Origin of the sequence: Vibrio pomeroyi, assembly GCA_041879425.1 — a bacterium.
Taxonomy (GTDB): domain Bacteria; phylum Pseudomonadota; class Gammaproteobacteria; order Enterobacterales; family Vibrionaceae; genus Vibrio; species Vibrio pomeroyi_A.
In genome coordinates, this window is record CP090854.1 from 910,878 (window position 1) to 926,227 (window position 15,350).

The window sequence follows — 15,350 nt, forward strand, 5'->3', positions numbered from 1 at the left end:
ACATGGCTGGAATCAACAACAATGTTGGTCAAAGCGGCTTGTCCTATGTTGACCAGCTGAAGAGTCTTCAAGATGGCGCTAAGAAGCCCGACGAAACAACAGGTAAGCAGGATCTTAAACAAGAAGATTTCTTATCTTTGTTGACTAAGCAATTAGCACAGCAAGACCCTTTCAAGCCGGTTAGCAATGACCAGATGATTGCGCAAATGGCTTCATTTGCGACCGTAGATGGCATTGGCAAAATGAATACACAGTTTGAAAGCTTGAATTCATCAATGACCTCTAACCAAGCACTGCAGGCATCCTCTTTGGTTGGCCGTGATGTATTGGTTCCTGGTGCGGCAGGTGTGAAACCCGGTGATGGCGGTATGGCGGCAATGGTTAAGCTTCCTCAGGCAATGGATAATGTCATGGTCCGTGTTGAGAACGAAGTTGGCCAATTAGTTCGCACATTTGATATTGGCTCTAAACCTTCTGGTGACACACGTGTTGAATGGGACGGAAAAGACGAAGACGGTAACCCATTGCCGGCCGGTAAATACAACGTGAAAGCGTCGGGTTTGCTGGATGGCGAGAACACAGAGTTCCAAGTTTCCAGTTATGCGAACGTGAACAGTGTGCTTCTTGGTAAGGGTGATGGCAACGTACTACTCAATCTGGCTGGTTTCACATCGCCAGTACGACTTGCTGAAGTACTAGAAGTTGGTAAAGCGTAGCTCTTTATTGAGTGACTATGCTAGCTAGATAGATTAGGAGAATATTGGAATGTCATATGTAGCTTTAAGCGGCCTATCCGCTGCACAATTAGACCTGAATACAACCAGTAACAACATTGCGAACGCAAACACATTTGGCTTTAAAGAGTCTCGTGCTGAGTTCGGTGATGTTTACTCAAGCTCGTTGTTCACTAACGCAAAAACGACTGCTGGTGGCGGTGCGCAAGCTAGCCAAGTAGCGCAGCAGTTCCACGAAGGTTCGAGTATTTATACAAACAACCCAATGGACTTACGTGTCAGTGGTACAGGTTTCTTTGCAGTATCGAAAGATCGCATGGTGCCAGAGATTAATGAACTAACGCGTAATGGTGCATTTCACCTAAACAAAGATAACTACATGGTTACAGCTAACGATGAGTTTCTTTTAGGTTACGATGTTGATCCAAACTCGGGTGAAGTTCTTTCTTACGCACCAAAGCCTCTCGACATTCCTGCTGAGTTTGGTAAACCAAAACAGACAGAAAATATTGAAGTAGGGGTTAACCTACCTGCAAACGGTGATCTTAAAGACCCGGCTGCATTTAACTACCAAGATGCTGATACTTATAACCGTGCAACGTCTTCGACGGTATACGATTCTATGGGTCAGTCATACAAGTTAACGACTTACTACCTCAAAGATCAGACTCAACCAAACACTTGGCAAACGTACTACACCATGTCAGATGAGAATGGCGAAAAGCCAATCAACATTACTGGTGGTGATGCGACGAATGCACAAGGCCATGTTGGTCACACAATGAAGTTCAACAATGACGGTACGTTAGCGAGCCTGAATAATGGTCAGCCGATTAACTCGGAACCACTAGGTGCTGGCGCGAACCCAATTGACTTGAACGGTGCGGATCCAACACAAGTGCTTAAGTTTGGTCTAGATTCTTCAACTCAGTTTGCTGCTCCGTTTGAATTGACTAAGTTTGATGAAGATGGCGCGACAACAGGTTTCTTAACCAAAATCGATTTCGATGAGTACGGCAGTGTTCTAGGTACTTACTCAAATGGTGAAAACGTGATGCTTGGCCGTGTAGGCTTGGTTCGTGTTCCAAATGAGCAAGGTCTAGATAAGAAAGGCGGCACTCAATGGGATTCTACTAATGACTCAGGTGACAAAATCTGGGGTGAATCGAACAAAGGTTCATTCGGTAGCATCAACAACGGCTCTCTAGAGCAGTCGAACATCGATATGACTCAAGAACTGGTTGATTTGATTTCTGCTCAACGTAACTTCCAAGCGAACTCGCGTTCTCTAGAAGTACACAACCAGCTACAACAGAATATTCTTCAGATTCGTTAATCGTTTCGAGCGTTTGAATCATCTGCGAATACCCAATTCAATGTTATTGAATTGGGTATTGTTGTTTGTCCTTTTATTTGCCGCCCCTATTGCCGCACGGTAATGCCACTGGCAACAATTCTTCCTGAATGATCCTTTGATGATCACCTTTCTTGTTTGTTTTCTATTTAAATTATTGATAAATAACAGTTAAAAATATTGGCACAGTGTTTGCTTTATTAGCCCCAGAAGATGATTTTTGGAGCAAAATTATGGATCGCGCACTGTTTCTTGCCATGAGTGGCGCTAAGCAAAATATGCAAGCTTTGCAGCTACGTGCAAACAACCTTGCCAACGTAAGTACAACGGGTTTCCGTGCTGATTTAGCACAGGCTCGTTCAATGCAAGCGTATGGCGAAGGCATGCCTACTCGTGTTTTCAGCATGACAGAGCGTCCGGGTCATAATTTCGCTCAGGGTAGTGTGGTTACTACTGGCCGAGATCTAGACGTGACTATTCAAGGTGATGGTTGGATTTCAGTTATGGACAACACTGGTCGCGAAGGTTTAACACGTAACGGCAACCTAAGAGTTGACCAAAACGGTTTACTAACCAACGCAAGTGGTCACTTAGTGCTTGGCGAAAACGACGCACCAATCACGTTGCCTATCCCAATCAGTAAAGTAGAAATTGGTACAGACGGTACGATCTCTGTCATTCCTCAAGGCGCTCCAGCTGAAGAATTGGCTGTGGTTGATCGTATTAAGCTTGTACGTCCAGACAACCAAAGTTTGTTTAAAGATACGAATGGTCTATTCCGTTCGAAAAACCCAGATCAGGCATACGAAGCAGATGCAGCGGTAACGTTGCTAAAAGGTGCTATCGAAGGCAGTAACGTAAATGCCGTAGGTGAAATGACTAGCTTAATTGACTTACAACGTCAGTTTGAAATGCAGGTCAAGATGATGAGCACAGCAGAGGAAATGGACAAGTCGTCTGATTCACTGCTTCGTATGAGCTAATAGAATTTAAAGGAAATTGCTATGCATCCAGCATTATGGGTAAGTAAAACAGGTTTAGACGCCCAACAAACCAATATCTCAACGATTTCGAACAACCTTGCCAACGCCTCGACCATTGGTTTTAAAAAGAGCCGCGCGGTATTTGAAGACTTGTTCTACCAAAACATCAACCAACCGGGTGGCCAATCGTCTCAGAACACTGAGTTGCCAAGTGGTTTGATGTTGGGTGCCGGTTCTAAAGTAGTGGCTACTCAAAAGGTTCATACGCACGGTAACGCACAAACAACGTCGAACAGCCTAGATATGATGATTGAAGGCGATGGCTTCTTCCAAGTTGAGATGCCAGACGGTGAAACAGGTTACAGCCGTAATGGTCAGTTCACTTTGAACGGTGATGGCGCAATCGTAACATCGGGTCAAGGCTACCCTCTGCAACCTGAAATCGTTATTCCAGAAGATGCGATCTCGGTGACGGTTGGCAACGACGGTGAAGTGTCGGTTCGTCTTCGTGGTGAGCAAAACAACGTTGTAGTTGGTCAAATCACGATTACAGACTTCGTAAACCCAGGCGGTTTAGAACCAGTTGGTCAAAACCTTTACTTGCCAACAGGTGCGAGTGGTGACCCACAAGAAGGTGTTCCGGGTTTTGACGGCCTAGGTAACATCCGCCAGTCGATGCTAGAAACATCGAACGTAAACGTAACCGAAGAGCTAGTAAATATGATCGAAGCTCAACGTGTTTACGAAATGAACTCGAAAGTTATCTCGTCAGTCGACAAGATGATGAGCTTTGTTAACCAACAGCTGTAATTGGTTACTTGCCGCTTACTTGTTTCGCATTAATTGACGTGTTTGTCACTGTCTACTATTTACAACGACTTGTTGAGAGTATATCGCCATGAAACGTATTTTTTGTTTAGCCCTGTTAGCTTCAATGACTGGTTGTACAGTACTGGATCCTATCGAGACGCCAGCGCAAGAGAACGCGACCACAGTGGTTGATGCGGTAGAAGGCGATAAGTCGGCAGAAGAAAGCTCAGGAATTATCGACACGCTTCGTGGCAGAACCGATCCTATTGCTGGTGACCCAGCATGGGCGCCAATCAATCCAAAAGAAAAACCAGAGCATTACGCAGCGGCAACAGGCTCACTGTTTAATATTAACCATATTGGCAGCATGTACGATGACTCAAAACCGCGTGGTATTGGTGACATCATTACCGTAGCGCTAGATGAGAATACTCGAGCGACCAAAAAAGCCAATGCTGACATGTCTAAGTCGAACGATGCCTCTATGGAGCCTCTGGCTGTGGGTGGCCAAGAGCTGACGATCGACAAGTACAACTTCTCTTATGACCTGAGCAACACCAATACTTTTGCGGGTGATGCGTCAGCCAACCAAAGTAACAGCATCAGCGGCTACATTACCGTTGAAGTTATCGAAGTCTTAGCCAATGGTAATCTAGTGGTTCGTGGCGAAAAGTGGATGACACTGAACACGGGTGATGAGTACATCCGCCTAAGCGGCACTATTCGCCCTGATGATATTGACTTCGAAAACACCATCGCTTCAAACCGTGTTTCTAACGCACGAATTCAGTACTCTGGTACTGGCGTGCAAAAAGATATGCAAGAGCCTGGATTCTTGGCACGATTCTTTAATGTATCTCTGTAGAGCTTGAGAGAGTGTCGGCTTACTGACTCTCTCGCAATTATCTAATTTCAAGCTAACTCATTATAAATTAAAGCAATACAGACAGGTTACTCAATGAAAAAACTGACACTCGTACTATTCGGCATGCTATTTCTTGCCACCAGTGCTCATGCTGCGCGTATTAAAGACGTGGCAAAAGTGGCGGGTGTTCGTAGTAACCAACTTGTCGGCTATGGTTTGGTTACAGGTTTGCCGGGTACTGGTGAGACAACTCCCTTTACCGATCAAACATTTAACGCAATGCTGCAAAATTTTGGCATTCAATTGCCGCCCGGCACTAAGCCAAAAACTAAAAACGTAGCGGCCGTTATTGTGACTGCTGAATTGCCAGCCTTCTCTAAGCAAGGTCAGGAAGTTGACGTAACCGTATCTTCTATCGGTTCGGCGAAAAGCTTACGTGGCGGTACGTTACTACAAACCTTCCTAAAAGGTCTTGATGGCCAAGTGTATGCGGTAGCGCAAGGTAACTTGGTAGTAAGCGGCTTTAGCGCGCAAGGTAACGACGGTTCTAAGATTGTCGGTAACAACCCTAACGTTGGCATCATCTCTAGCGGTGCAACGGTTGAACAAGAGATCCCAACGCCATTCGGCCGTGGTGACTACATTACCTTCAACCTAATCCAATCCGATTTCACAACCGCTCAGCGTATGGCTGATGCGGTTAATAATTTCCTAGGCCCACAAATGGCTTCAGCGGTAGACGCAACTTCAGTGAAAGTTCGAGCACCGCGAGAAATCAGCCAGCGTGTGGCGTTCTTATCGGCTATCGAAAACATCGAGTTCGACCCTGCTGAAGGTTCTGCAAAAATCATCGTAAACTCTCGTACGGGTACGATTGTGGTTGGTAAGCACGTTCGCCTAAAAGCGGCAGCGGTAACGCACGGTGGTATGACGGTTGCTATCAAAGAAAACCTAAACGTAAGCCAACCGAATGCATTTTCTGGTGGCCAAACGGTAGTCGTGCCTGATTCAGATATCGAAGTAACTGAAGCTGATGGCAAGATGTTCAAGTTCGAACCGGGCTTAACGTTGGATGATTTGGTTCGCGCAGTCAACGAAGTGGGCGCAGCGCCTTCTGATTTAATGGCAATCCTTCAAGCACTCAAACAAGCGGGTGCGATTGAAGGCCAATTGATCATTATCTAAGGAATAAAGCATGATTAAGAATAACAATGACATCGGCTTTATTCACGACATCGGCAGCCTAGACCGTCTTCGTCAACAAGCGGTAAATGGTGAAGAGGGCAGCGAAAAAGAAGCACTGACCGCTGCGGCAAAACAGTTTGAATCGATTTTTACTTCGATGTTGTTTAAGTCGATGCGTGATGCGAACTCAAGCTTCAAGTCGGACATGTTGAACAGCCAGAACGAACAGTTCTATCGCCAGATGCAAGATGACCAAATGGCGAGTGAGCTGAGTGCTTCAGGTTCGCTTGGTCTTGCGGATATGATTGTCGCGCAGTTAAGTGCGGGTCAAGCAAGCGACACAACAGAAGATAAAGTTCGTAGTGAAGGCTTTGATACTTCACTGCAAAGATCTCAGTACTCAGGTCGTTCAGAAGATAGAGCATCTGAAGTTCAATCTGCGTCAACGGTTAAACAACCCGTCTCTTTCGATTCTCCAGAGTCATTTGTTATCTCAATGAAGCCTTACGCAGAAAAAGCAGCAAGCGCGCTTGGTGTAGATTCATCTCTACTATTGGCACAAGCGGCACTTGAGACAGGTTGGGGTTCTAAAATGGTTAAGAACTCGTTGGGTAACAGTAATAACCTATTTAACATCAAAGCGGACAGAAGCTGGAAGGGCGATAAGGTCGCGACTCAAACTCTTGAGTTCCACGGTAAAACAGCTGTTAAAGAGTCGGCGTCTTTCCGTTCTTACTCAAACTTTGAAGACAGCTTTAATGACTATGTGAAGTTCTTAAACGAAAACCCAAGATACGAAACGGCATTGCAGCACCAGGGTAACTCAGAGAATTTCATCAAAGGTATTCACCAAGCAGGTTACGCAACTGACCCTAACTATGCTGATAAGGTATTGCGCGTTAAAGCCAAGATTGATGAGATGAACTAATCACCTTTAATGAACATTGAGAGCTTGCCATTGGCAGGCTCTTTTCTTATCCGCTCCCTCAAATCTTGTCGCGTTATCCAAAGTTATCTCCTTACACTTCAATAAATTATTGTCTTTTAGTTCTTACATTTCTCTATTGGCACATATATTGCTTTTTAAACTGGTAGTTAATCAGTTCATCCTGATTTTGTTAAGTTTTTTGGGGGCATTATGGCGTCGGATCTTCTGAATGTAGGGGCACAAAGTGTTCTTACCGCTCAGAGACAGCTAAACACCACAGGTCATAACATTTCTAACGCCAACACAGAGGGCTATAGCCGCCAATCTGTGATTCAAGGTGTAAATGACCCGCGCCAGTACGGTGGTCAAACCTACGGTATGGGTGTGCACGTGGAAAATGTTCGCCGCTCTTGGGACCAATTTGCCGTCAATGAACTTAACCTATCGACAACCAATGCCGCCAATAAAGGTGATACCGAAGCGAACCTAGATATGCTGTCGAGCATGTTGTCGTCGGTTGCTTCGAAGAAGATCCCTGAAAATCTCAACGAGTGGTTTGATTCGGTTAAAACATTAGCTGATACACCGAATGATGTTGGTGCGCGAAAGGTCGTATTAGAAAAGGCTGGGCTATTAAGTAAAACGTTGAATGAGTTTCATGAAACGGTTCGCCAACAGTCTGATTCTACGAACAAAAAATTAGACATGGGTATCGAGCGAGTTAATCAACTGGCTTACGAGATCCGTGACGTACAACGCTTAATGATGCGAACTCCTGGGCCACATAACGACCTACGAGATCAGCACGAAAAGCTGATTAATGAGCTTTCTGGCTACACCAAAGTAACGGTAACACCGCGCTCAAACGCTGAAGGATTTAACGTCCATATCGGTAATGGCCACACCTTGGTTTCAGGTAGTGAAGCAAGCCAACTGAAAATGGTTGATGGCTTGCCCGATGCACATCAGCGTCGCTTGGCGATTGTTGAAGGGAAGTCTTTAAAACCGATCACCAGCAGTGATATCGATGGAAAAATCGGTGCCATGTTAGACATGCGAGACGAGCATATTCCAGCAATTATGGATGAGCTTGGTCGTTTGGCGACGGCGTTTTCGTACAAAGTAAATGGTCTTCAAGAACAAGGTTTGGATCTCAACGGCAACGTGGGTAAGGACCTGTTTACCGATGTGAACTCAGAGCTGGTGGCAAAATCTCGTGTTACGACCAGTGGGCAGTCAAAAGCCGATGTTGCGGTATATATCGATGACACCTCTGCCTTAAAAGGTGGTGAATACGGCCTTAAGTATGATGGCAGTGATTATGTCGTGACTAAGCCGAATGGCGAAACCGTTAAGATGACGACTGACTCGAGTGGCAACGCTTTTTATCTTGATGGTATGCGAGTGGAAGTGCGTAATCCTCCTGAACTTGGTGAGAAGCTATTACTGCGCCCAACGCGTAACTTTGCCGCTCAGATTCAGATGGAAACCAAAGATCCAAAAGACATCGCTGCACAAAGTTATGAAGCTTCAACCACTTTTGCCAAAGGTACGGCAGGATTCAAAATCCTAGAAGCTGGTCAGCTGCGTGAGTTTGAAGTGATTGTGTCACCAAAAGGTGAGCAGTTTGCGGTGACGGATCCGAAGGGCAACATATTAATGCAGCCACAACCGTATCCGCCACAAGGGCCTGTGACCATCAATGGCACCACCTTTGAGCTAACAGCCGGCGCGGTGGCAAACGATAAATTTACGGCAAACCTTGTCCCATCGGAAGGTGACAACGGAAACCTACGTAAGCTACAAGATCTTCAAACAGGCAAGATCTTGAATGATGGTGAGTCTACTATTTTAGACCTTTACCATAACTTGAATACTAATACGGGCTTGAAGTCTTCAACGGCAAATCGCTTGAGTGATATCGCGACGCTAGAAAAGCAGTCAGCTCAAGAACGTATTGCTTCGATCTCGGGGGTTAACCTCGATGAAGAAGCGGCAAATATGATGAAATTTCAGCAAGCGTACATGGCTTCTTCACGCATCATGCAAGCAGCCAATGACACGTTTAATACTATTTTGGCTCTGAGGTAGGAAGTATAAATGTTGAATCGTATTTCTAGCTTCCATAACTATCAGTCAGTACAAAATGACTTGCGCCGCCAAGAGAACAAGGTGCATCACAACCAAGCGCAACTCGCTTCTGGTAAGAAGCTGCAGTCGCCGAGTGATGACCCGTTAGCGACGCACTATTTGCAAAACATCGGTCAACAGTCAGAGCAGCTTAAGCAATATGTTGATGCGATTACTTTGGTCAGAAACCGTCTTGAGCATCATGAGGTATTGGTTTCTAACACTGAAGGCTTTGCTGATGAAGCAAAACGAACCGTGATGGAAATGATCAACGGTGCGCTTTCCCCTGAAGACCGTTTAGCGAAAAAGCGTGAGATCCAAGAGCTAGCGAATAACTTCCTGCACTTGGCTAACTCTCAAGATGAGTCGGGTAACTACACATTTGCAGGCACTAAGCCGAAAAATCAGCCTTTCTTTCGAGATAACGAAGGGAATGTGACGTATCAAGGTGATGACTACCAACGCAAGATGCGTGTGGCAAGCAGCTTTGAAATGGCGATGAATGATCCCGGCAGCAAGATGTTTATGGAAATAGACAACCCGTTCGGTGATTACGAGCCTCAATATGAGCTTGAACCTGCGTCTGAGCTATTGCTCGGGCGTGCGACCAACAGCAATGAAGATGGGTCTACTTATAAAGTGACTTTTGTCGACATGCAGACGGGTAATTTCGCTTATCAGCTTGAAAAAGACGGCGCAGTGGTTGCGGCGGAAGATTTTGATCCTTCAACAGGTATTGTTTACGAAGGGCTGAATATTCAAGTCAAAGGTCAGATCACTAAGGGTGACTCAATCACCTTAGAGCCTAGAGAGACATTCTCTATCTTTGATACGTTCAAAGAAGCGGCAGAACAGGCAGAAAACCCTGTGTCGGATGCATCGGCAACGGCGAAATTGCACCAAGTAACAGAAGAGTTCCATGCTGCGTTTATCCATTTAACTAAGGCGAGAACCGATGTCGGTGCACGCTTGAGTACCTTGGATATTCAAGAGCAACAACATGAAGACTTTAAGTTGTCTTTGGCGAAAGCGAAAAGCAACTTTGAAGACTTGGATTATTCGAAAGCCATCATTGAATTCAATGAAAACTCTCGAGCACTCCAAGCTTCACAACAAGCGTTTGGTAAAACAAAAGACCTAACCTTGTTTAACTATATATAACGATCTAGTGGTGAACTGCTGTTCATCACGGAGTCGATTCTTTGCCTTATGTGCTATGCCATACGTGCGAATGACTCCAATGTTTGCCGCTTTTTTGTACTAAACATCTTGTTTTTCAAGATAGCGGCAAAAAACGGCAATCAGGAGGGAATACGTTGTTTCACCCTCAAAGAACAAACAATCATAATCGCGTTTAATTTTGTGTAAGTTTTTGATTTTTAATTAATTAAAAAATTTTTCATACAAAATTAAACTTGGCATACAACTTGTATCTGTGTTGGTTATAAATGATTAATACAGATCTTAAATCCTGAATAGGGTTTATCGAGTAATACACGGTCAGTGCTTATCCATATGAGAGTAAAGCTGGCCGCTTCGCAGAAAGTTTGCGAACTCATAAGGAGAGCAAAATGGCTATCAATGTAAGCACTAACGTATCTGCTATGACAGCACAGCGTTACCTGAATAAAGCGTCTAATGACTTAGCGACTTCTATGGAGCGTTTGTCATCTGGTCACAAGATCAACAGCGCGAAAGACGATGCAGCGGGTCTGCAAATCTCGAACCGCTTAACGGCACAATCTCGTGGTCTTGATGTAGCAATGCGTAATGCTAACGACGGTATTTCGATTGCTCAAACCGCTGAAGGCGCGATGAACGAATCGACCAACGTACTACAGCGTATGCGTGATCTAGCGATTCAGTCATCAAACGGCACTAACTCTCCAGCAGAGCGTACTGCACTGAATGAAGAGTCAATGGCACTTCAAGATGAGCTTAACCGTATCGCGGAAACAACTTCTTTTGGTGGTCGTCGTCTACTGAACGGTTCATTTGGTGAAGCGTCGTTCCAGATTGGTTCAAACTCTGGTGAAGCGATGATCATGGCGTTGACTAGCATTCGTGCCGATGATTTCCGCATGGGTGGTACTACGTTTGATTCAGAAAACGCGAAAGATAAAGATTGGCAAGTGCCGCCAACCGCAAGCGATCTTAAGTTCGAATTTAAGACTAAAGCGGGCGAAGACATCATTCTAGATATCAACACCAAAGCGGGTGACGATATTGAAGAACTGGCGACTTACATTAATGGTCAATCTGATCTAGTGAATGCATCGGTTACCGATGAAGGCCGTTTACAACTGTTCGTTGCTGAACCAGATCTTGAGGGCTCAATGTCTATCTCTGGTGGTCTAGCATCTGAGCTAGGTATTAAGAGTGAAGGCCGCGCTACATCAGTTCAAGATATCAGCCTAACAAGCGTTGCAGGCTCACAGAACGCAATCAGTGTGATTGATTCTGCAATGAAGTACGTAGATTCACAGCGTGCTGATTTGGGTGCGAAACAGAACCGTCTAAGCCACAGTATTAATAACTTGGCAAACGTACAAGAGAACGTAGACGCTTCTAACAGCCGAATCAAAGATACGGACTTTGCGAAAGAGACGACGCAAATGACCAAGTCACAAATTCTGCAACAAGCAGGTACTTCAATACTTGCTCAAGCAAAACAGTTGCCTAACTCTGCAATGACATTATTGCAATAGTTATTGGTTGAACTTGCTGCTCGTGTTCAGACGTGAGCCATGCAGCAAGGGAAACTGGCAAGCATACTTACTATTGAGTGTTTAGCTCTCTCATCTCTCACCTGCTATCCATTTTTACGGTAAGAATGCAACGGCAAGTCGGAAATGTGTTCATTTCTCGATGATCTCCACACAGGCTCTGACGCGCCAACTAGCCCCGGTTCTCTCAAAGGAAAAGGGGCTTTTTCCTTTCTGACGTCTACCTTTCTGTTTCTTCGCTATCTACTTAGTTTGCCTAGCCGCTTCTCAACTCCAGTTCTCTACTCTAGTTCTCAACCTTGAATGAACTTCACCTGCTACCGCGGAAAATAGCCCACCTCAATGTACTAAATCTGTCCGCATAGAGGATCTTTGATGATCGATCATTTCTATACGTTGACCCATTTCTACGGTTACTAGTCTGTTTTTTGAACAGATTGAGATCTTTTATCAATTGAAGTCTGCAGTTGTTATTGAAAAATGTAATCTTTAAGTGTCTGAAAAATATTAACTTAATAATTTTTTTGTGGTTTTTTAAAAGTTTTTCTAAAGCTTCTGAATTTCGCGCCGTTATTAAAAGTAACTTTGAGAGAACTACTTTGGTTTTCCGAGACGTCGGAAACCGCTATACCGGAAAATCAATTGGAGAAATCACCATGGCAGTGAATGTAAATACAAACGTTTCAGCGATGACAGCGCAACGTTACCTAAACAACGCAAACAGCGCACAACAAACATCAATGGAGCGTCTAGCTTCAGGCTCTAAAATCAACAGCGCAAAAGATGACGCTGCAGGCCTACAAATCTCGAACCGTTTGAACGTTCAGAGTCGTGGTCTTGATGTTGCTGTACGTAACGCGAACGACGGTATCTCTATTGCACAAACTGCTGAAGGTGCAATGAATGAGACAACAAACATCCTGCAACGTATGCGTGATTTGTCTCTACAATCTTCAAACGGCTCAAACTCAAAATCTGAGCGTGTAGCGATTCAAGAAGAAGTAACAGCGCTGAACGACGAGCTAAACCGTATCGCGGAAACGACGTCTTTTGGTGGCAACAAGCTACTTAACGGTACTCACGGTACTAAGTCATTCCAAATCGGTGCGGACAACGGTGAAGCGGTAATGCTTCAACTGAAAGACATGCGCTCTGATAACGCTCAGATGGGTGGTAAGAGCTACCAAACTGAGAACGCGAAAGACAAAGACTGGAACGTTCAAGCAGGTTCTAACGACCTAAAATTGTCGTTCACTGACAACTTCGGTCAAGCACAAGAAATCGACATCAGCGCAAAAGCGGGTGACGACATCGAAGAGCTAGCGACTTACATCAACGGTCAACAAGACTCTGTTAAAGCGTCTGTTACTGAAGACGGCAAGCTGCAAATGTTCACAGGCAACAACAAAGTGAGCGGCGATGTGTCTTTCTCTGGCGGTCTTGCGGGTGAGCTAGGTATTCAAGCAGCTAAAGACGTAACGGTTGATACTATCGACGTAACATCTGTTGGCGGTGCACAAGAGTCTGTAGCAGTCATCGATGCGGCACTTAAGTACGTAGACAGCCACCGTGCTGAGCTAGGTGCTTTCCAAAACCGTTTCGACCACGCTATCAGCAACTTAGACAACATTAACGAAAACGTTAATGCATCTAAGAGCCGTATTAAAGATACCGACTTCGCGAAAGAAACGACTCAGATGACTAAGTCTCAGATCCTTTCTCAAGCTTCAAGCTCGATTCTTGCTCAAGCGAAGCAAGCTCCGAACTCGGCACTTAGCCTACTAGGTTAATCGATTGAAAAGCCACGTTGACTATAATCGTCGACGTTAGGCTTCCACAAATTAGCTCGTGGTGAGAGATGAGCGCTAAACAAACCCAGCTTCGGCTGGGTTTTTTATTGCCTGTTATTTAACGAAGGCGTATTTGGAGAAGTGCATTATTGGTAAACACAAGCAAAAGCGAGATTCCCTATCACGTTCGTGCCTCACTGTAGGGAATGACGGGAATAGGGCGATGATGATCCTATTGCTTTGCAATATAAGTACGCTTTGTTCGAGTAAGTAATGACTCAGTAGAACAATTACTTTTATCGTCATCCCAGAATCGAGTAGAACGAGATATCAGGGATCTGCTTTGGTTTTTATGTGCAAGGCGACACTTATAAATGAACAAAGGTAGGAAACTTTAGCGAATGTCGCCCTATTAATTGAAGACCGATCACACTTTCCTTTGTTGTTGAAAAGAATATGAAAAAAAGCGAATTTTTTATTAAAGCTTCTAATTAAGGGGCCGTTAAAGGGATTGAGAGAAATGATATGTACCAATGTAAGGTGAGAGAGACACTGGTGCATAAACAAAATTGACATGTATTTGTGTGAGGTGAGAGTCACATAAGTACATTAAAAAATGCCTAAAGGAGATCAACTATGGCGATTAATGTAAGCACAAATGTGTCTGCAATGACGGCTCAGCGCTACCTAAATAGCGCGGCTGAAGGTACTCAAAAATCAATGGAGCGTTTGTCTTCTGGCTATAAAATCAATAGCGCAAAAGATGATGCTGCAGGCCTACAAATCTCTAACCGCTTAACGTCGCAAAGTCGTGGCCTAGATATGGCTGTAAAAAACGCGAATGACGGTATCTCTATTGCACAGACTGCTGAAGGTGCAATGAATGAGTCAACCAACATTCTGCAACGTATGCGTGACCTTTCTCTTCAATCTTCAAATGGTTCGAACAGCAAATCTGAACGTGTTGCGATCCAAGAAGAAGTCTCTGCTCTAAACACAGAACTTAACCGTATCGCTGAAACGACCTCTTTTGGTGGTAACAAGCTTCTTAACGGTACTTACGGCAGCCAATCTTTCCAAATCGGTGCTGACTCCGGTGAAGCAGTAATGCTATCTATGAGCAACATGCGTACTGACACTCAAGACATGGGGGGTAAGAGCTACGGTGTTACTGAAGGTAAAGATGCATCTTGGCGTGTAGGTGCTGGTGCTGACCTGACTATCAAATACAACGATAAGTTTGGTGAAGCGCAAGAGCTATCTATCTCTGCTAAAGAAGGCAACGATATCGAAGAGCTAGCAACTTACATCAACGGTCAAAGCCAAGACGTTAAAGCGTCTGTAGGTGAAGGCGGCAAACTGCAACTTTTCGCATCAAGCCAAAAAGTTGAAGGCGAAGTTGAGTTCGGTGGCAGCCTTGCTGGTGAACTAGGTATCGGTGCTGGTAAAGACGTTACTGTTAACGACATCGACGTAACATCGGTTGCAGGTGCAAACGAAGCAGTATCTATCATTGATGGCGCTCTAAAATCTGTAGATAGCCAACGTGCATCTCTTGGTGCTTTCCAAAACCGTTTTGACCACGCAATCAGCAACTTAGACAACATCAACGAAAACGTTAATGCATCTAAGAGCCGTATCAAAGATACCGATTACGCGAAAGAAACAACGGCAATGACGAAGTCTCAAATCCTACAACAGGCGAGTACTTCTATCCTAGCTCAAGCGAAACAATCACCATCAGCAGCTCTAAGCTTATTGGGCTAAACTTACCTCGGTAAGTAGCGGTAAACTCTACTCTGGGTAGAGTTTTACTGTATGGCTCATAAAGGAGGGAGGGAGAGT

The 15,350-nt window shown here is 44.7% G+C and carries 12 protein-coding genes; all 12 read left to right on the forward strand.

Annotation, left to right across the window (positions count from 1 at the left end; genetic code table 11):
- The first annotated feature begins 2 nt into the window (after positions 1-2).
- The 12 genes from flgD to L0992_04210 all read left to right on the forward strand — a co-directional run bounded on the left by flgD (position 3) and on the right by L0992_04210 (position 15,272).
- Positions 3-716 (forward strand): flagellar hook assembly protein FlgD, encoded by a 714-nt coding sequence (flgD, locus tag L0992_04155; GenBank protein ID XGB67886.1) that lies wholly within the window; start codon positions 3-5, stop codon positions 714-716.
- A gap of 49 nt (positions 717-765) precedes the next feature.
- A complete protein-coding gene (gene flgE, locus L0992_04160) occupies positions 766-2,070 on the forward strand; it encodes a flagellar hook protein FlgE (GenBank protein XGB67887.1) in 1,305 nt (434 codons plus the stop codon).
- 251 nt (positions 2,071-2,321) lie between these two features.
- Positions 2,322-3,071 carry a flagellar basal-body rod protein FlgF gene (flgF, locus tag L0992_04165; GenBank protein ID XGB67888.1) on the forward strand — a complete coding sequence of 250 codons (750 nt, stop codon included), beginning with the start codon at positions 2,322-2,324 and terminating at the stop codon, positions 3,069-3,071.
- Positions 3,072-3,092: 21 nt separating this feature from the next.
- Positions 3,093-3,881, forward strand: a complete 789-nt coding sequence (flgG, locus tag L0992_04170) for a flagellar basal-body rod protein FlgG (protein ID XGB67889.1) — start codon at positions 3,093-3,095, stop codon at positions 3,879-3,881.
- Positions 3,882-3,969: 88 nt separating this feature from the next.
- Positions 3,970-4,746, forward strand: a complete 777-nt coding sequence (gene flgH / locus L0992_04175; protein ID XGB67890.1) for a flagellar basal body L-ring protein FlgH — start codon at positions 3,970-3,972, stop codon at positions 4,744-4,746.
- 93 nt (positions 4,747-4,839) lie between these two features.
- A complete protein-coding gene (locus L0992_04180) occupies positions 4,840-5,931 on the forward strand; it encodes a flagellar basal body P-ring protein FlgI (GenBank protein XGB67891.1) in 1,092 nt (363 codons plus the stop codon).
- Positions 5,932-5,941: 10 nt separating this feature from the next.
- Positions 5,942-6,859, forward strand: a complete 918-nt coding sequence (gene flgJ, locus L0992_04185) for a flagellar assembly peptidoglycan hydrolase FlgJ (GenBank protein ID XGB67892.1) — start codon at positions 5,942-5,944, stop codon at positions 6,857-6,859.
- Positions 6,860-7,069: 210 nt separating this feature from the next.
- On the forward strand, positions 7,070-8,950 hold the full coding sequence (flgK, locus tag L0992_04190) for a flagellar hook-associated protein FlgK (GenBank protein XGB67893.1): 1,881 nt from the start codon (positions 7,070-7,072) through the stop codon (positions 8,948-8,950).
- A 9-nt stretch (positions 8,951-8,959) separates the two neighbouring features.
- On the forward strand, positions 8,960-10,150 hold the full coding sequence (flgL, locus tag L0992_04195) for a flagellar hook-associated protein FlgL (protein ID XGB67894.1): 1,191 nt from the start codon (positions 8,960-8,962) through the stop codon (positions 10,148-10,150).
- Positions 10,151-10,560: 410 nt separating this feature from the next.
- Positions 10,561-11,697: a flagellin gene (locus tag L0992_04200; GenBank protein ID XGB67895.1), complete on the forward strand. Its 1,137-nt coding sequence runs from the start codon at positions 10,561-10,563 to the stop codon at positions 11,695-11,697.
- Between the two features lie 674 nt (positions 11,698-12,371).
- Positions 12,372-13,505 (forward strand): flagellin, encoded by a 1,134-nt coding sequence (locus L0992_04205; GenBank protein ID XGB67896.1) that lies wholly within the window; start codon positions 12,372-12,374, stop codon positions 13,503-13,505.
- Positions 13,506-14,141: 636 nt separating this feature from the next.
- Complete coding sequence (locus L0992_04210) at positions 14,142-15,272, forward strand: flagellin (protein ID XGB67897.1); 1,131 nt, start codon at positions 14,142-14,144, stop codon at positions 15,270-15,272.
- Positions 15,273-15,350 lie beyond the last annotated feature (78 nt).